The sequence below is a fragment of the Sorangium sp. So ce145 genome, assembly GCF_051525985.1.
GTDB classification, from domain to species: Bacteria; Myxococcota_A; Polyangia; order Polyangiales; family Polyangiaceae; genus Sorangium; species Sorangium cellulosum_B.
In genome coordinates, this window is the sequence record NZ_CP150315.1 from 867983 (window position 1) to 883617 (window position 15635).

At 72.5% G+C, this 15635-nt stretch carries 15 protein-coding genes; 6 read left to right on the plus strand and 9 right to left on the minus strand.

Annotation, left to right across the window (positions count from 1 at the left end):
* The first annotated feature begins 140 nt into the window (after positions 1-140).
* Positions 141-710: a hypothetical protein gene (locus WMF34_RS03220; protein ID WP_193790775.1), complete on the plus strand. Its 570-nt coding sequence runs from the start codon at positions 141-143 to the stop codon at positions 708-710.
* On the opposite strand, the gene WMF34_RS03225 is transcribed toward WMF34_RS03220, so the two are convergent.
* The 5 genes from WMF34_RS03225 to WMF34_RS03245 form a co-directional block, all read right to left on the minus strand.
* Positions 711-2168 carry a cyclic nucleotide-binding domain-containing protein gene (locus tag WMF34_RS03225; protein ID WP_012233226.1) on the minus strand — a complete coding sequence of 486 codons (1458 nt, stop codon included), beginning with the start codon at positions 2166-2168 and terminating at the stop codon, positions 711-713. It lies immediately after the preceding gene.
* 260 nt (positions 2169-2428) lie between these two features.
* Positions 2429-3493, minus strand: a complete 1065-nt coding sequence (locus WMF34_RS03230; RefSeq protein ID WP_437992381.1) for a retropepsin-like aspartic protease — start codon at positions 3491-3493, stop codon at positions 2429-2431.
* A gap of 3 nt (positions 3494-3496) precedes the next feature.
* Positions 3497-4711: a hypothetical protein gene (locus WMF34_RS03235; RefSeq protein ID WP_437992382.1), complete on the minus strand. Its 1215-nt coding sequence runs from the start codon at positions 4709-4711 to the stop codon at positions 3497-3499.
* A 74-nt stretch (positions 4712-4785) separates the two neighbouring features.
* The gene (locus WMF34_RS03240) at positions 4786-5631 is read right to left on the minus strand and encodes a ribokinase (RefSeq protein ID WP_012233229.1); all 846 of its coding nucleotides are present in this window, start codon (positions 5629-5631) and stop codon (positions 4786-4788) included.
* A gap of 35 nt (positions 5632-5666) precedes the next feature.
* A complete protein-coding gene (locus WMF34_RS03245; protein ID WP_437992383.1) occupies positions 5667-7532 on the minus strand; it encodes a vWA domain-containing protein in 1866 nt (621 codons plus the stop codon).
* A 362-nt stretch (positions 7533-7894) separates the two neighbouring features.
* On the opposite strand from WMF34_RS03245, the gene WMF34_RS03250 reads away from it, so the two are divergent.
* Both WMF34_RS03250 and WMF34_RS03255 read left to right on the plus strand, forming a co-directional pair.
* A complete protein-coding gene (locus WMF34_RS03250) occupies positions 7895-8704 on the plus strand; it encodes an SIR2 family NAD-dependent protein deacylase (protein ID WP_012233231.1) in 810 nt (269 codons plus the stop codon).
* Between the two features lie 142 nt (positions 8705-8846).
* Complete coding sequence (locus WMF34_RS03255) at positions 8847-9086, plus strand: DUF378 domain-containing protein (RefSeq protein WP_012233232.1); 240 nt, start codon at positions 8847-8849, stop codon at positions 9084-9086.
* A 27-nt stretch (positions 9087-9113) separates the two neighbouring features.
* Here the strand turns inward: WMF34_RS03255 and WMF34_RS03260 are convergent, their stop codons facing one another.
* Positions 9114-9962 (minus strand): alpha/beta fold hydrolase, encoded by an 849-nt coding sequence (locus WMF34_RS03260; RefSeq protein WP_049876145.1) that lies wholly within the window; start codon positions 9960-9962, stop codon positions 9114-9116.
* A 193-nt stretch (positions 9963-10155) separates the two neighbouring features.
* On the opposite strand from WMF34_RS03260, the gene WMF34_RS03265 reads away from it, so the two are divergent.
* Positions 10156-11025, plus strand: coding sequence for an isocitrate lyase/PEP mutase family protein (locus WMF34_RS03265; protein ID WP_012233234.1), 870 nt, complete (start codon positions 10156-10158; stop codon positions 11023-11025).
* A 10-nt stretch (positions 11026-11035) separates the two neighbouring features.
* A complete protein-coding gene (locus WMF34_RS03270) occupies positions 11036-12211 on the plus strand; it encodes an acyl-CoA dehydrogenase family protein (RefSeq protein WP_437992384.1) in 1176 nt (391 codons plus the stop codon).
* Positions 12212-12333: 122 nt separating this feature from the next.
* On the opposite strand, the gene WMF34_RS03275 is transcribed toward WMF34_RS03270, so the two are convergent.
* On the minus strand, positions 12334-12954 hold the full coding sequence (locus WMF34_RS03275; protein WP_437992385.1) for a glutathione S-transferase family protein: 621 nt from the start codon (positions 12952-12954) through the stop codon (positions 12334-12336).
* A gap of 25 nt (positions 12955-12979) precedes the next feature.
* A complete protein-coding gene (locus tag WMF34_RS03280; protein ID WP_044967744.1) occupies positions 12980-13654 on the minus strand; it encodes a glutathione S-transferase family protein in 675 nt (224 codons plus the stop codon).
* A gap of 778 nt (positions 13655-14432) precedes the next feature.
* Between WMF34_RS03280 and WMF34_RS03285 the strand changes: the two genes are divergently transcribed.
* Positions 14433-15014 (plus strand): GNAT family N-acetyltransferase, encoded by a 582-nt coding sequence (locus WMF34_RS03285; RefSeq protein ID WP_437992386.1) that lies wholly within the window; start codon positions 14433-14435, stop codon positions 15012-15014.
* Positions 15015-15120: 106 nt separating this feature from the next.
* Here the strand turns inward: WMF34_RS03285 and WMF34_RS03290 are convergent, their stop codons facing one another.
* Positions 15121-15612, minus strand: a complete 492-nt coding sequence (locus WMF34_RS03290; RefSeq protein ID WP_437992387.1) for an N-acetyltransferase family protein — start codon at positions 15610-15612, stop codon at positions 15121-15123.
* Positions 15613-15635: the final 23 nt, after the last annotated feature.

Sequence of the window (15635 nt, forward strand, 5' to 3'; positions counted from 1 at the left end):
CTCGTGCGCCGCGGGAGGCGGGCTCACGGCGCCTTCGCGCGCGATCGTCGGCGTGTGCGCGCGCGTGCGCGGCGGCCCGCAGCGCGCCACGCTGGCCCCCACCGCCCGGGTGCATCTATCCTGGACGGGCGGCTTTGGCGATGAAGATCCGGGGGTCGGCGCTCATGCACACGAGGACCTACCTGCAGACGCGGTGGGGGAGCCAGGCCATGTCCGCCCTCGACGCCAAGCTGCCCGCCGCCGCGCGGGCGGTCTTCACGGCGCCCGATCTCGCGGCGCACAGCTGGTATCCCATCTCGGTCTGGAACGCGATCGCGGACGAGATCTCGCGGTGGCCCAACCGGTCCGGCGTCATCCGCGATCTCGCGGCCTACGTGGCCGAGCAGGACCTGACGCTCGCGCACAAGGTGCTGCTCAAGCTCGGCACGCCCGCGCTCGTCATGCGGCAGGCCGGCGTGATGTGGGGCATGTACTTCAACGGCGGCCGGCTCGCGCCCCTCGCCGAGGGAGAGCGGTTCTTCCGGCTGATACTTTACCTGGGCGTCGACCCGCAGTCCGACCCGGGGCGCCAGATCTGCAGAGACGCGGTGCCGGCGTGGCAGGAGAACGCGCTCCGGCTCTCGGGCGCGCGAGGGGGCCAGAGCCTCCACACGAAGTGCCGTTTCGAGGGACACCCCACGTGTGAATACGAAGTGCGCTGGCTCCGGTAGTCACCACTTGGTGCAGAAGGCGAACAGGTTCACCTGCGCCTCTTCCGCGACCACCTCGACGGGGGTGCTCCCGAACTTCGACCGGGCGAACAGGGTCTTGAGGTCCTCGGTGCTGCGGTGGATCAGCTCCCACTCGAGGACGTGGTCCATGAACGCCTTGCTCGGGTTGTTCACCCCGAAATTGCCCACGACCGCGACGCCCCCGGGCAGGAGCTTGTCGTGCATGCAATTGAGGAGGCTCACGACCAGATCGTCGCGGAGATAGTCCGTGAGCCCGATGCTGTAGATCATGTGCTGGGGCTTGAGCACCGTCCTGCCGCGGCCGTGGGCCAGCCGAACCACGTTGTCCTGCGCGAAGCTGAAGCGGTCCATGACGCCGAGCTGGTCGGCGATGCCGGCCGCGTAGGCGAGGGCCTGGTTGTCGATATCGATGCACGTCGCCTTGATGTCGGGCAGCTCGCCCCCCTCCGCGAAGAGGTCGAACAGCTCCCGGGCGGGGCCGCTCGCGAGGCTGGTGATGTGGACGGGGCCGGACGCGTGCCCGCTGCAGGCGTCCCGGATCGCGCGGCTCAGCACGCCTCTCCGGTTCTTGACGGCGCGGCAGGCGTCGATGGCGAGCCCCCACTGGTCGATGAAGCGGCCGAGGCGGCCGTCGCCCGCGGGCTCGTCGTTGTACATCATCTCGATGGTGTAGAAGTCGCCCGCGTAGCCGCGCGGCTTCGTGTAGCACCGGTCGACGGTGCGGCTCAGCATGAAGAGCGAGAACGTCTCGCGGAAGACATAGGCGCCGATGCCCTTCTCGAGGTGGCGCTCGCGCTCGATGTGCTCGCGCAGCGCGGACACGATCGTCTGGCACGCGGCGCTCACCTTCTCCTGGATCTCCGCCTCGGGCTGCTTGGCCTCCTTCACCATCCTGTCGGCGATCATCATCTCGAACTTGAACTGTTCGACCGTGTCGATGAGCTTCGGAGGGATGTTGTTGGTGCCGGCCTGGCCCGTCCTCGCGGCGTGAAAGCGGTTGACCTGCGGCACGTCCTCGACGAGGAGCGGCGGGAGCATCGCGGTGTTCTCGCGGAGGCGCTGGGCGAGCATGATCGCGAGCGACTGGTAGAAGCGCGCCGCGAGCCCGGGGACGGAGGCGAGGAGCGAGTGCACATACGGGCCCTCGATGACGTCGAGCGTGCACTCCTCGCGGGCGACGACGGAGGCGCTCGCGGCGGCGCTCTCGAGGAACGACATCTCGCCGAAGATGGCGCCGGGGCCGAGCTGGCGGAGGGCCACGCCGCGCCCGAGGTGGGCGACCTCGACCCCGACAAGGCCGCTGCGCACGATGAAGATGCCCTGCCTTCGCGAGCCCTCCTCGAGGATCTGTTCGCCCGGTCGGTAGGTGACGCAGCTCGACTTCTCCAGCAGCAGCCGCTCGTCGTCCTGGGTCAAGAACTCGAAACCTGTCGTCATGATGCCTCCCGAGCGCCGCGGGCGCCCCGGGCTCGCGGAGGAACGGATCTCTCCCCCGCCGCGGCGACAGAGGCGTCCACGCGTGCGCCCCTTCTACCACGACGCATCGCGCCTCCGCTGAGGCATGGCGGTCCGCCCGCTGGCTCGGCGCCGATCGCGCCGCGGGGCGCCTCGTCGACCGCGCCGCGGTTGCCGCGGGGCGCCTCGTCGATCACGCGCCGCGCTCGCGCCGAACGCTCGTCGCGCGGTCCTTCACCGGGTCACCGCGGGGCGCAGGCCGCGACGCCGCCGTCCTCGGCGAGCACCAGCACACAGGTGCGGAGCACATCCATGCCGGCAAATCCGTCCGACGGACAGGTCGCCCGCCGCTCGCCGGGCAGAAGATCGAGCTCCGCGGCGGCGTCGAACCCCGCCATCCGGAGGCGAGCGCCCGAAAGGACGGGAACGGTGTGCCTGCCTGAGGCGGCGTAGGCGCTCCTGGCGCCGGTCGCCCGGCGCGACAGCCGCTTCCCCGCGGGGGAGGCGGCGAAGAGCGAGCTCTGCGACGCCCCCGAGTCGATCTTCAGCGTGACGTCGATCCCCTCGACGCTCACCCTGGCGGTGAGCTCGCTGCCCTGGTTCGGGCCGCCGCAGCGGGCGAGCTCCACGATGGCGGCCTCGCCGAACCGCGCCCGGAGCGCGCGCGCGGCCTCGTCGCGCGGAGCTTCGGTCATCCGGCCCTCGCGCAGGTCGAGCACGACGGCGCGGCCCGGCCCCGCCAGCTCCTGAGGCGCGACGATGCCGCCGATGCCGATGCGCTGCAGGACGTCGGGCATGCGGACGACGAGCAGCGCGGAGACCTCGACCCGGCCCCACCCGGAGAGCGCGAGGCTCGCGTTCTCGAGGCGGGACACCGCGAGGGGCCTGCCCGCGTTGTCGACGGCGACGTCGCCCGCGGTCGAGAGGGGCAGCGCGAGCTCGTCGGCGAGCCAGCGGGCGAGGACGTGGTGGGAGGCGCCGGTGTCGACGATCAGCACGGCCGGATGGCCCGCCACGACGGCGTCGATGAGCGGCGAGGGGAACGCGCGATCGTCGAGGTGGTACTGGAGGCTGGCCCGGCGCTCGGGGCCCGCCGCCGGCGCCGCCGGGCCCGCGCCCGCCGCCGGGAGGCCCGCGGGTGAGGACGCGTCGCCAGCGCCGGCGCCTGTCGACGCCGCGCTGCGCGGCGAGGCCGGCGCGGCGCGGACCGCGGCGGGCTCGGCGCAGCCGGCCACCGCGAGCGCGCCGGCGGCTGCGGCGGCCGAGAGCGCGGCGAGGACCTGCCTGCGAGCGCGCGGCACGAGCATCCGCTACTCGACGCAGCAGAGCGTCGACTGCCCCGTGGGATCCAGCGAGCCGCTGAGGTTCGTGCGCGCGGTGCAGGTGGAGCTGGTCGGCGTGCCGACGAGGTGGGCCGGGGGCGAGTAGGCGTACCCGCAGTACCGCCCGCCCTGCGAGATCTGGGCGTGATCGAAGCAGCTGTAGTCGTTGCCGAGCTCGACGCGCACGTAGTTGCAGTCGCCGCCGCTCGCGGTGCACGCGCACGACGAGCACGTCCGGGTGTCGTTGTACCCCCGGAACCAGTCGCTCTCGCGCCGCGCATAGCCGCTGCAGGTGGCGCTGCCGGACACGAGCGCGCATTGCGTCGCGGGCGAGGCCTGCCTCGGGACGCAGGCCTCGCCGGCGCCGCAGCCCGCGCCGGCGCTCGCGTGGCAGAACTTCCTGGACTCCTTCCACGTCGCCGGCGCGGGGATCGCCGTGCCGGTCGCGGTGCAGCTCTGGATCACGTCGAAGAGGCCCGCGCGCACGCCGCCCCAGTCGATGAACCCGTTGTTGATCGGCTTCGCGTCGCACGTGAACCCGACCCGCTTCGCGAGCGTGCCGCGCGTCCCGGCCTCGTCGGCCTCGCACTGCGACTCGTCGGCGTAGAGGTAGAGATCCGCCGCGCAGTCGGTGGGGTTCGGCGTGCAGCCGCAGCCCTCGCAGCCGCTGCCGGAGAGGCCGCGGAAGAGGAGCGTCTCCTTCGCGGTGAACCCGTCAGGGCACGGCTCGGTCGCGTCCACGACGACGCCGGGCTCGAAGTTCGTGGGTGCCGTCAGGCAGACCGCGCCCTCCGCGCAGTCCGAGTCCGCGCAGTCGACGGCGTCGTCGCAGTCGTCGTCGCCGCCATTGAAGCAATCCTCGACCTGCGTGCAGCCGGTCGACGCGCTCGTGCCGGCGCTCGCGCTCGTGCCGGTGCTCGCGCTCGTGCCGGCGCTCGCGCTCGTGCCGGTGCTCGCGCTCGTGCCGGCGCTCGCGCCCGTGCCGGCGCTCGCGCCCGTGCCGGCGCTCGCGCTCGTGCCGGCGCTCGCGCTGGAATGTTCGGTCGTCCCGGCGCCATCACCGCCGCCCGCCCCACCCGCGCCCGCGAAGTTGCGCTCCTGGACGCTGCAGGCCGAGAGGCTGACGAGCGCTGCCATCGCAGGCCCGCGAAAGTTCGTCATGCCGCCAGGATAGCCGCCCTCGCAGGCGAGGTGCAGCGTCATGTCCCGGAGGCGCGGCGCTCACCGCGAGGGGGCGTGATGGGCGAGGTGCCCTGTGACGCCGGGAGGAGAGGCCGTCACGGCACCGTGGAGCGCTGGAGGCGGCGCTCCACCTCGGCGCGCGTCGGATACGATGTCTGACACCCCTCGCGCTCGACCGAGATGCCCGCCGCCGCGATCGCGAACCGGAGTGTGGCCTCGATCGCCATCCCGGAGGCGAGCCCGCCGGCGAGCACGCCCGTGAGGGCGTCCCCGGCGCCCGTCGTGTCGACGGCGCGGGCCGGCAGGGCGGGGAGCTCCTCGCCCGACGGCAGCAGCACCGCGCCGCGCGCGCCGCGCGTGAGCACCACGCGCTCCGGCAGGTGACCGCGCAGCGCCTCGTGCTCGAGCTCGTTGACCACGGCGAGATCGAACCGGCCGACGAGCTCGGGATCGATGGCGTTGACGGGCGACGGATTGCAGATCGACAGCGCGCCGTCGGCCCGCGCTGCCGCGAGCACGCCGTCGATCGCCGCGGCCGGGATCTCGCCCTGGCAGAGCCAGACCGAGGCCCCGCACGGCGAGGGCGGCGTCACGAGCGCGTTGGCGCCGGGGATCGCGAGGATCTGGTTCTCTCCGGCCTCGTCGACGCAGATCAGGGCCACGCCCGTCGTCGCGCCGCGGTGGACCGCCACGGCGGAGAGCTCCACCCCGTCGGCGGCCAGCGCGGCCGCGCAGAGCTCGCCGTGGGCGTCGTCGCCGCGCGCGCCAGCGAGCCGCACGCGCGCCCCGGAGCGCGCCGCCGCGACCGCCTGGTTCGCGCCCTTGCCGCCCGGCGCGACGAGGAAGCGCCGGCCCAGCACCGACTCGCCGGGGCGCGGCAGCCGCGGGCCGTAGCCGATGAGATCGGCGGTGATCGAGCCGCAGATCGCGAGCAATCCCATCACCGCCGCATACCACGAACGAGGCGGCGCGCGCGTCAGTCGGCGTTCACGGCCACGGCGTCCGTCTTGCCATTGGCGAGCGCGCCGGCGCGGCGGATGATGCCGATGAACTCCTGCTGATCGCCCTTGCTGGACGCGGCGGCCCTCGCGATCTTCGCGATGTCGGCGAGCCTCCAGGAGCGCGCGTGCGGGCTGTGGCGCAGGACCTCCGCGAACCCTGCCACCGCGGACGCGAACCGGAAGTCGGCCGGCGCCGCGTCGAAGGTGGGGGCGATGGCGCCCGGGGCCATCTTGACCAGCGTCTCCTCGGCCGTGTTCGAGCCGAGCGGCGCCTTGTGGCGGAGGCGCACGACGATCGGCGCCGCGCCCTCGCCCTTCGGCGCGGGGGCCTTGAGCTCGACGTCGTAGATGGCCGTCACGCTGTGCCCTGCGCCGATCTCGCCGGCGTCCACCTTGTCGTTCCGGAAGTCCCGGTCGGCCACGTCGCGGTTCTCGTAGCCGATGAGCCGGTAGCTCTTGACGAAGCTCGGGTCGAACTCGACCTGGATCTTCACGTCGCGGGCGATGACCTGGAGCATCCCGCCGACCTGCTCGGAGAAGACCCGCCGCGCCTGCGCCTCGCTGTCGATATAGGCGTAGTTGCCGTCGCCCTGGTTGGCGAGCTGCTCCATCATGAGATCCTTGTAGTTGCCCTGGCCGAAGCCGACGGTGGACAGCGTGATCCCCTTGTCCCTCGCGCGCTTGATGGTCTTCAGGATCTCGTCGTGGGAGGTCGGGCCGACGTTCGCGTCTCCGTCGGAGAGCACGATGACGCGGTTGACGTGTCCCTTCACGAGCGTCCGCTCGGCCAGGCTGTACGCGAGATCGATGCCGCTCGACATGGCGGTGGAGCCGCCCGCGGTGAGGTCGGCGAGGGCCGCGAGGATCTTCCCCTTGCTCTCGATGCCGGTCGGCGCGAGCACCTCTCGCACGCTGCCCGCATAGGTGCAGAGCGCGACGGTGTCCCCCGGCTTGAGGGTGTCGGTGAGCATCTTCAGGCTCTTCTTCGCGAGCTCGATCTTGTCGGGCGACTGCATCGAACCGCTGGTGTCGACGAGGTACACGAGGTGCACCGGGGTCCGCTCCTTGACTGGCACGCGCTTGCCCTGGACCGCCACGCGCACGAGGTGGTGGCCCGACGTGAACGGCGAGGGCGCGGCCGCGAGGTGCACGGCGAACGGGCCTGTCGCGGGCGACGCGTAGCCGTAATCGAAGTAGTTGAGGAACTCCTCGGCGCGCACGGCCTGAACCGGGGGCAGCGCGCCATCCATGATCTTGCGGCGCGCGATGGCGTAAGAGGCCGTGTCCACGTCGATCGCGAACGTCGAGAGCCGGTCCTTCGCGGGGTCCTCGACCGGGTTGACGCCGTAGTCCCGGTACGTCTCGCTGCCCTGGGGCTCGGGCGCGGTGACGGCGACGGCCGGGGGCGGGGGCGCGGGGCGCGCCACGGCGGTCGCCGCCGGGGCGGGCGCCCTCTTGGGCGCGGGCGCGCCGCCCGTCACCTGGATGCGCGCGTCCGCCCCGCGCGCGGCGCCCGCCTTGGTCGCCCGGGGCTGCGCGGGCCCGGGCGTGGGCGTCACAGGGGCGGCCGCCACGGGCGGGGCCGGCGGCGGCGCGGCCTCCGCGGGCGCGGCGTCACGGTCGACCGCGTCGATCGCCGCGGCCTCCTCGCGCTTGGCGGTGGACGCGCCGCCCTCGTCTTGCGGCGCGTCGAACTCCGGCTGCATGGCCTGCCCGGCGGCGGCCTCGGTCGGCGCGGCCGGTGCGGTCGCCGCCGTGGGGGCAGGCGTGGATCCACCGCAGCCGATGAGCAGCGCGGTGACGAGGGCGGGGGCGACGAGATCGAGGGGCCGGGTGCGCATTGAGGTGTCCTCCTTGAAGGGGATCGCGAGGGCGGATCCCTGCTGTACGTTCTCGTGGGTCGGCCATCGCCGATCGCCACACACAGGTCCTTGTGGGGGCCGCACGCGCGGCTGCCCCACAGCGCGTTTTCCACGGGCGAGACGGACCCTTCGCCGCTGTCGCTGCGTGAACGCCGCGTGTCGCCGGTCGTCCGGCGAGCCGACGAAGGGGCTCTCGCGGCCGGGGCCCGCCGTGACGGGGCTCGGCGCGTCCGAGTGCCAGGGAAACGCGGTCGTCTCGGCCGGCTTACACCCGAAATCGACGCGAGCTCGGGTCGGGTCCTCCGCCCGCCTCCCTCTCGATCTATCCTCGGGAGTCCCTGATGAGCGAAACGAGCCGCGAGCGCTTCCAGTCCACCCTGTGCCGCGCCAGGAAGATCGCCGTCCTGACCGGCGCAGGCGTCTCGGCGGAGTCGGGTATCCCCACGTTCCGCGGCGCCGGGGGGCTGTGGCGGCGTTACGAGGCGACGAGCCTCGCCTCGCCCGAGGCGTGGCGGCGCGATCCGGGCCTCGTCTGGGAGTTCTACAACCACCGCCGGGAGCGCGCCCTCGGCTGCGCCCCGAACCCGGGTCATCACGCGCTGGCGCAGCTGGAGGCGCGGTGGCGGGAGGCCGGCAGGGCCTTCACCCTGATCACCCAGAACATCGACGGCCTGCACGAGAAGGCGGGCTCCCGGAGCCCGGTGCGCCTCCACGGCTCGCTGTGGCAGGTGCGCTGTCTCTCGTGCGGGAGCGTGACCGAGAACCGCGACGTGCCCATCACCCCCGCCTTCGCGGGCAGCGGCTCCCCCGATCCGGAGGCCCCCGCCCGCCGCTTCACGGCGGCGGAGCTGCCGCGCTGCGGCTGCGGCGGCGTCCTTCGCCCGCACGTGGTCTGGTTCGGCGAGGCCCTCCAGGAGAGCGATCTCGCCGCGGCGGCCGCCGGCGTCGAGGGCTGCGATCTCCTGCTGGTCGTCGGTACGTCGGCCGTTGTGTATCCCGCCGCCGGCTTCGTCCCCATGGCCAAGCGCCACGGCGCCCTCATCGCCGAGGTCAACGTCGAGCCGAGCGCGATCTCCGGCCTCTGCGACGTCGTGTTCACCGGCGGCTCCGGCGCGATCCTGCCCTCCCTGCTCGACGTCACGCCGGCGTGAGCGCCGCGGCCTGACGGGCGCGGCGAGCCGGCGGCGTCAGCACGGCGAGGCGAGCCGGCGGCTTCAGCGCGACGCGCGGTCGGGCCGCGGCGGGCGCGCGGTGCACGCATCGCGCGGCGCGGCGCGTGCTTCTGCCGGGGTCATGGAGCAGGTCAACCGTGGGATCTCAGGGCTAACGTGGGCGGCGATCACGCTCGTCGTGATCGGCGCCGTCAACTGGGGGTTCGTTGGGCTGTTCGAGTTCGACGTGGTCGCCGCGATCTTCGGCAGGCTCAGCGCGCTCAGCCGCATCATCTACGTGCTCGTCGGGCTCGCTGGGCTCTATCTGCTCTATGCCGCGGTCCAGCTCGGAAAGCGCGAACGGGTCACCACGATGCCCTGAGGGCGATGCGCCGTGCGCCTCAGGCGCTCACGCGCCCGGGCTGGCCTGGCCGCCGAAGCCGCGCGGACGGGCGGCGGTCGCGCGCGCCTCGATGAACCGCGACACCGCGTCGACGAACGCCTCGGGGTTCTCCACCTGCGGCATGTGCCCTGTCGCCGGGATGAAGGTGAGCTGCGATCCCGGCAGCGAAGCGTGGAGCTTCTTCGCGTCGTCCGCGCTGTTGCCGAGGAGCTGGTCCGCCTCGCCCCAGACGAGGAGGGGATTCAGGCTGAGCGGGGCCCTGGAACCTCCCTGGATGGCCGCGTCGAGCACCGCCTCCAGCTGAGGTGGATTGGCGCTCTCCAGGACCTCCCGCAGGGCAGCCGGGGCGCGGCCGGGATCGGCGTAGGCGCGGCTCAGGACCCGCGGGTTATAGGTCTGCTTCCGCATCAACGCGCGCAGCATCCGGCGGGGCAGCGGCCGCGCTCCGAGCCAGCCGACGAGGCGCGGCAGCGGGGGGATGGGAACGCCGTTGACGAACACGAGCCCCCGGCAGCGGGCCGCGAACAGGGTAGCGAAGCTCGATACGACCGAGACGCCGAAGGAGTTGCCGACGCACCACGCGCTGGAGACCGCCAGCTCGTCCAGGAGCCGCTCCAGCCAGCGCGCATAGGCGTCCAGAGCGCCGAGCCCCGGGGCGTCCGTGCGCCCGATGCCGGGCAGATCGGGCGCGATCACCTGGAAGCGCTCCGCCAATCGCTCCCAGACAGGCGCCCAGTGCATCGACGCCCCGCCCCAGGCGCCGTGCACCAGCAGCAGCGGCTCGCCCTGCCCGCCCACGTGGACGCTGGCAGGGCGGCCGTCGATCGCGATCTCCTTCACCGAAACCGTGCTCATGCCCCTCTCCTGTGCGGAATCATCGAGGGGCCCATCCTGCCCGCGGCCGCCGGGTGCCCGCAACAGGAACGCACGCCGGCGCGCGCCCCCGTCCCTCCCCCCTCGTGCGTGTGCGGGCGCTGGCCGGGCGCGCGGCGGCGCGCGGCCCTTCGCGCTTGCCTCACGCGCGGCCGATCGCGGTATCGTCCCCGCCGTGTCCCCCGCTCAGAAGCTCCGTGATCTGCTCGCCTCGCCCGGCCTCCTCGTCATGCCGTGCTGCTTCGACGCGCTGTCGGCGCGGCTGATCGAGCAGGCCGGCTTCTCGCTCTCGTTCATGAGCGGCTTCGCGGTCTCCGCCGCGCGCCTCGGCGCGCCCGACACCGGGCTCATCTCGTATGGTGAGATGGTCGATCAGGCGCGGGCGATCTGCGGCGCCGTCTCGATTCCGGTGCTCGGCGACGGCGACACGGGCTACGGCAACGCGATGAACGTGAAGCGCACGGTGCGCGGTTATGCGCAGGCCGGGCTGGCCTGCGTGATGATCGAGGACCAGGTCGCCCCGAAGCGCTGCGGCCACACGCGCGGCAAGCAGGTCGTGCCCCGCGACGAGGCGTTCACCCGCGTCCAGGCCGCCGTGGACGCGCGCGACGAGGGCGCCGGCGTGCTCATCATGGCCCGCACCGACGCCCGCCAGACGCACGGCTTCGACGAGGCGCTGGCCCGCGCGCGGGCGTTCGCCGATCTCGGGGCAGACATCGTGTTTCTGGAGGCGCCCGAGAGCGTGGAGGAGATGCGAACGTTCTGCCGCGAGGTGCGTGTGCCGACCATGGCCAACATGGTGGATCACGGCAGGACACCGGTGCTGCCGCCGGCCGAGCTCGGGGCGATCGGCTACAAGATCGCGGCCTATCCGCTCACCCTGCTCTCGGTCGCCGCCGCCGCCATGCGCGAGGCGCTCGCGGCCCTGCGCGCCGGCCGGCACCCCGACCCGCGGACGAGCTTCGCGGCGCTCCAGGAGATCGTCGGGTTCCCCGAGTACTACGCTGAAGAAGCGCGTTATGCGCAGCCGCCAGGGAAGGGGTGAGTCGAGCACCATGACAACGATGTCCTCTGCCGCCTCCGCCTCGCTCCTCGACGCGGCGCGCAGCCTCGTCCCGCTCGTCCAGGAGCACGCCCCGCGGGGAGAGCGCGAGCGCCGTTTGCCCGATCCGGTCGCGAGGGCGCTCCGGGAGTCGGGCATCTTCCGCATGTGTCGCCCGCGCGTGCTGGGCGGGCTCGAGGCCGACCCCCTCACGGCGCTGCAGGTCATCGAGGAGCTCTCGCGCGCCGACGGCGCGGCAGGGTGGTGCGCCATGATCTGCGGCACGACCGGCGCGTTCGAGGCGTACATCCCGGCGGAGGGGGGCAAAGAGATGCATGCGAGCCCGGATGTCGTGACCGCCGGCGTCTTCGCGCCGAGCGGGCGCGCCGTCGAGGTCGAGGGAGGATATCGGGTCGCCGGGAGGTGGGCGATGGCGAGCGCCTGTCATCATTGCGACTGGCTGGGCGGCACCGCGGTTGTCTTCGACGGGATGGCCCCGCGCATGCTGCCCGGGGGCGTCCCCGAGGCCGTCGTGCCGATGTTCCGCGCCTCGGAGTGCGAGATCCTGGATACGTGGAGCGTCTCCGGCCTCGCCGGCACCGGGAGCCACGATTTCGCGGTCGTGGACGCCTTCGTGCCGAGCAGCCGGTGCATCCGACTCCCGATGACGTCTCCGACCCATCCAGGGCCTCTCTTCGTGTTCCCGCTCTTCGGCTTCCTCGCGAGCGCGGTCGCGACGACCGCGCTCGGGATGGCGCGCGCGGCCATCGATGAGCTGGTCCGGCTCGCGGCGACCAAGCGGCCGAGCGGCATGACGACGTCGCTCGCGACGCGGCCCTCGACGGCGCTCGCCGTGGCCGAGGCCGAGGCCACGCTGGGCGCGGCCAGGGCCTACCTCTTCGAGGCCGTCGGCGCCGTCTGGGACGCCGCGGTCTCTGGCAGGTCGATCTCGCTGCGGGAGCGGGCGCGCGTCCGGCTCGCCGCGACGAACGCCGCCCTCGGCGCGGCGCGCGCCGTCGATCTGGCCTTCACGGCGGGCGGCGCCACGGCGCTCTACGCGGAGAGCCCTCTTCAACGCAGCTTCCGCGACGTTCACGCCGTCACGCAGCACGCCCTCGTCGCCCCGCACACGCGCGAGGTCCAGGGCCGTGTGCTCCTCGGGCTGGACACCGAGCTGCCGATGTTCTGAGGGGCCGCCCGCGAGCGGCGAGGTGGATCACGAGAGGGCGGAGCGGGCGACCGAGCGAGAGTACGCCGCAGCGAGCTTCACGCTGCGGATGAGCCCGTAGCGCACGACGACGCGCCCCGCTCTCATCCCAGGGGCAGATCCACCCAGCGCTCGAATCCAGGCCGGCGCTTGATGCGGCCGTACCACGCGTCGACGTGCTCCAGCGCGGGCCGCTCGGTCTTCAGGTTGTACCACCGCTGCGCCGCGACCCCGAGGGGGATATCGGCGAACGTGAAGTACTCTCCCGCGGCCCACGGGTGCCGTGACAGCTGCCTGTCGAGGATCCCGAGCGCGGCGAGCGCCGACTTGCGCGCGGCCTCGATCGCGCCCTGATCGCGGCGCTCTTCGGGCGTGCGCACGAGCTGCACGAGGAGCGTCCGGATCGGGGGCCACAGGGTGCCGAACTGCCAGTCGGTCCAGGCGTCGGCGCGCGCCCTGTCGGCGAGATCGCTCGGCTGGAGCGGCGGCGACCCGTAGCGCGAGAACAGATAACGCACGATCGCGTGCGACTCCCAGAGCACCAGCGGGCCGTCCTCGAGCGTCGGGACCAGCCCGTTCGGGTTGAGGGTGAGATAGTCGGCGTCCTTGACGCGACCGAACGGTCCGCCGGCGTCGATGCGCTCGAAATCGAGCCTGAGCTCGTCGAGCGCCCAGAGGACCTTCTGCACGTTCGAAGAATTCTTGTGACCCCAGAGTTTCAACATGATGTCCCTTGTCCCTCGGCGCCGCTCAGGCGGCCGTCGTCGCCGCCGGCTTCACGAACTTCGCGAAGCGCTCCACGTAGAACTCGACCGGATTCTGGATGGCTCGGACCGCGGGGCGCGCCTGCACGGCCTCGATCCACGCCCGGAGCCGCGTGAGCTCCGCGGGGATGGAGAAGTCGCGGAGGCGGCCGACGGCCGGCAGCCGCTCGAACCAGGGATAGAAGGAGACATCGACGAGGCTGACCTCGGCGCCGAGCCAGTAGGGCCCCTGGCCCGACGACCTCGCCAGCGCCTCCCGCTCGATGAACGCGAGCACGTCGCCGAGCGCCTTGCGCCCCGCCGCCTCCTGGTCTCGCGTCTCGGCCCTGAGCAGCTGGGTGAACGCCGGCACGAGGCGCGTGTTCGCGTAATCGATCCAGATCCTCGCCAGCGCGCGCCTGCCCGGCTCCCTGGGCAGGAGCCGGGGCTCGGGGAAGACCTCCTCGAGGTACTCGTTGATGATCGCCGACTCCCAGATGCGGTGGCCCTCGTGCTCGATCGCCGGGACCTTTCCATAGAGCGAGGCGTCGACGAACGCCCGCGGCTTGTTCTGCAGATCGACCTCGGTCAGCTCGAAGTCGATCGCCTTCTCCTGCAAAACGAGCCGGGTGCGGTGGGCGAAGGGGCACGCCTTCGCGCTGTAGAGTCGCAGCTTCGTCATCCTGTTCTCCTTGATGGCGTGCGCCACGCGAAGAGCTCTCCTGCTCTCAGGCAGAAGGGGCGCTCCGCTCACGGGCCGTCGTCGTGGCAGGGAGCAGGGAGCGTGCCAGGGCTCTATTGCACTCTATTGCAGGAACGGATCACAATCGTTCGCGCTGGCCGCGCGCTTGCTGCGACGGGAGCAGGGATTGCTGGTGATGTGCTGCTAAAGCAGCAGTGAATCCGGCGTGGGCGTGGGAAGGCCTCTGCTGATCGAGGGTCGACCCCTGTCGAGCACCCGGGGGACGTCGCGTCCGTCGGGATGAGGCGTGCTCAGATCTTCATCCTTCCTCCTCGTGTCATGGTTCGCAGCCCGCGCCACCTCAGCCAATGGCACCTCTGCTCGAGCGGTCATCCGTCGTCCACGCAGGGGCGTGGACGTGGATCTCCTCCCGGTGTGCCGGGAGGGCGCGCTGATGTTTTCCGCCTTACTCTTCTATGGCGGACATTAGTCTGTTATGACGGACATGTCAAGGCGCTCCGTGGAAGCGTCGATGTGCTCGGCAAGAGGTGTGTGGACCGGCGTGCAACGGCGATGATCGCCGCGAAGGCCGGGATTGACCGGATGTGCGAGGGCTGTCTTCGTTGTAAGCTGCGTGCCATGACGCCTGCTCGCCTCGACGCCGGAGCACTCCATGGCTCGCAGGGTTCGAGACGTGACCGTCGCGTGGTCCGATGGCCTGGGCAAGACAGCGTTGTCGTCGTCAAGCGCATGACGGCGACAGGCATGGAGCGACGCGATGGCAGGTGAACGCCCGCCGGACCGCATCCTGACCGCTCGGCTGACGCTGCGAGCGTGGCGGCCCGAGGATGCGCCTCTGATCAGGGAGGCGATCGACACGAGCCTTGCTCACCTGCGGCCCTGGATGCCGTGGGCCGCGCACGAGCCTTCCTCCATGGAGGCGACCACCGCGCTCCTCGAGAAGTTCCGGGACGACTTCACGGAAGGACGCGACTTTCATTATGGCATCTTCACGCGCGACGAGCGCGCCGTGCTCGGGGGTACGGGGCTCCACCCGCGGATCGGCCCGGGCGCGCTCGAGATCGGCTACTGGCTCCGGGAGACGGCGACGCGCTGCGGTTACGCGACCGAGGCGGTGGCAGGCTTGACCCGGGTCGCGCTCGAGGAGCTCGGCGTGAGCCGCGTCGAGATCCGCTGTGATCCGCGGAACACCGCGAGCGCCGCCGTGCCCCGGCGGCTCGGGTACCGGCATGTGACGACGCTCGAAGCAAACACCCTGACGCCCGCGGGCCAGCCGCGCGACACGATGGTGTGGGCGCAGACGGCCGCGGAGCTCGCGGGATCGCGCCGGGGAGGCTGAAGCTCATGAGTCCATCGCCCTCGGCCGGCGCGCCGGGAGCGATATCGGACTCGGATGTTCGGATCGAGGAGCGACGGGCGCGCCGATGGCGGAGCGGACGCCGCGGTCACTCGAGCCCGAGCGTCATCTCGACCATCGTGCGACGGAAGCCGAACCGCTCGAACAGGCGCTGCGCGGCGGCGTTCTGCGTCGCGGTGTGGAGCACGATGCGCGGCGCGCCCAGGGCCCGGAGGCGCGCGATGACGGCCTCGAGGAGGATCGCGCCCGCGCCCAGCCGGCGCGCGGGCTCGGCGACATAGATGTCGTGGAGGGCGCCGCAGGTGTCGAGGAGGCTGTTCCAGTCGCGCGGCTCCCGGCGGCCGTAGGCGTAGCCGACCAGCGCCGGCTCGGCGCCGGTTCGCTCGGCGACGACGATCGCGGCGTCGGGGTTGGCGAGCTCGCCCGTGAGCCACCGCTCGTAGCCCGGCTCGATCGGCTCCAGGCACATGAAGCGGTGCGGATCGAGGGCGTGGTGCATGCGGACGAGCTGCGCGGCGAAGCGCGCGACCTCGGGCATGTCGGCGCGCACCGCGAGGCGGGTGTTGACGGAGGGGGTCATCCGCCAGGATAGCCGAGCGCCGA

What these genes read in the sequence shown, in the direction of transcription:
- WMF34_RS03270 (WP_437992384.1), top strand. Translation starts at nt 11,036, where the DNA reads ATGACAACGATGTCCTCTGCCGCCTCCGCCTCGCTCCTCGACGCGGCG.
- WMF34_RS03280 (WP_044967744.1), bottom strand. Translation starts at nt 13,654, where the DNA reads ATGACGAAGCTGCGACTCTACAGCGCGAAGGCGTGCCCCTTCGCCCAC.
- WMF34_RS03260 (WP_049876145.1), bottom strand. Translation starts at nt 9,962, where the DNA reads ATGAGCACGGTTTCGGTGAAGGAGATCGCGATCGACGGCCGCCCTGCC.
- WMF34_RS03240 (WP_012233229.1), bottom strand. Translation starts at nt 5,631, where the DNA reads ATGGGATTGCTCGCGATCTGCGGCTCGATCACCGCCGATCTCATCGGC.
- WMF34_RS03275 (WP_437992385.1), bottom strand. Translation starts at nt 12,954, where the DNA reads ATGTTGAAACTCTGGGGTCACAAGAATTCTTCGAACGTGCAGAAGGTC.
- WMF34_RS03255 (WP_012233232.1), top strand. Translation starts at nt 8,847, where the DNA reads ATGGAGCAGGTCAACCGTGGGATCTCAGGGCTAACGTGGGCGGCGATC.
- WMF34_RS03225 (WP_012233226.1), bottom strand. Translation starts at nt 2,168, where the DNA reads ATGACGACAGGTTTCGAGTTCTTGACCCAGGACGACGAGCGGCTGCTG.
- WMF34_RS03230 (WP_437992381.1), bottom strand. Translation starts at nt 3,493, where the DNA reads ATGCTCGTGCCGCGCGCTCGCAGGCAGGTCCTCGCCGCGCTCTCGGCC.
- WMF34_RS03245 (WP_437992383.1), bottom strand. Translation starts at nt 7,532, where the DNA reads ATGCGCACCCGGCCCCTCGATCTCGTCGCCCCCGCCCTCGTCACCGCG.
- WMF34_RS03290 (WP_437992387.1), bottom strand. Translation starts at nt 15,612, where the DNA reads ATGACCCCCTCCGTCAACACCCGCCTCGCGGTGCGCGCCGACATGCCC.
- WMF34_RS03235 (WP_437992382.1), bottom strand. Translation starts at nt 4,711, where the DNA reads ATGACGCTGCACCTCGCCTGCGAGGGCGGCTATCCTGGCGGCATGACG.
- WMF34_RS03250 (WP_012233231.1), top strand. Translation starts at nt 7,895, where the DNA reads ATGAGCGAAACGAGCCGCGAGCGCTTCCAGTCCACCCTGTGCCGCGCC.
- WMF34_RS03220 (WP_193790775.1), top strand. Translation starts at nt 141, where the DNA reads ATGAAGATCCGGGGGTCGGCGCTCATGCACACGAGGACCTACCTGCAG.
- WMF34_RS03285 (WP_437992386.1), top strand. Translation starts at nt 14,433, where the DNA reads ATGGCAGGTGAACGCCCGCCGGACCGCATCCTGACCGCTCGGCTGACG.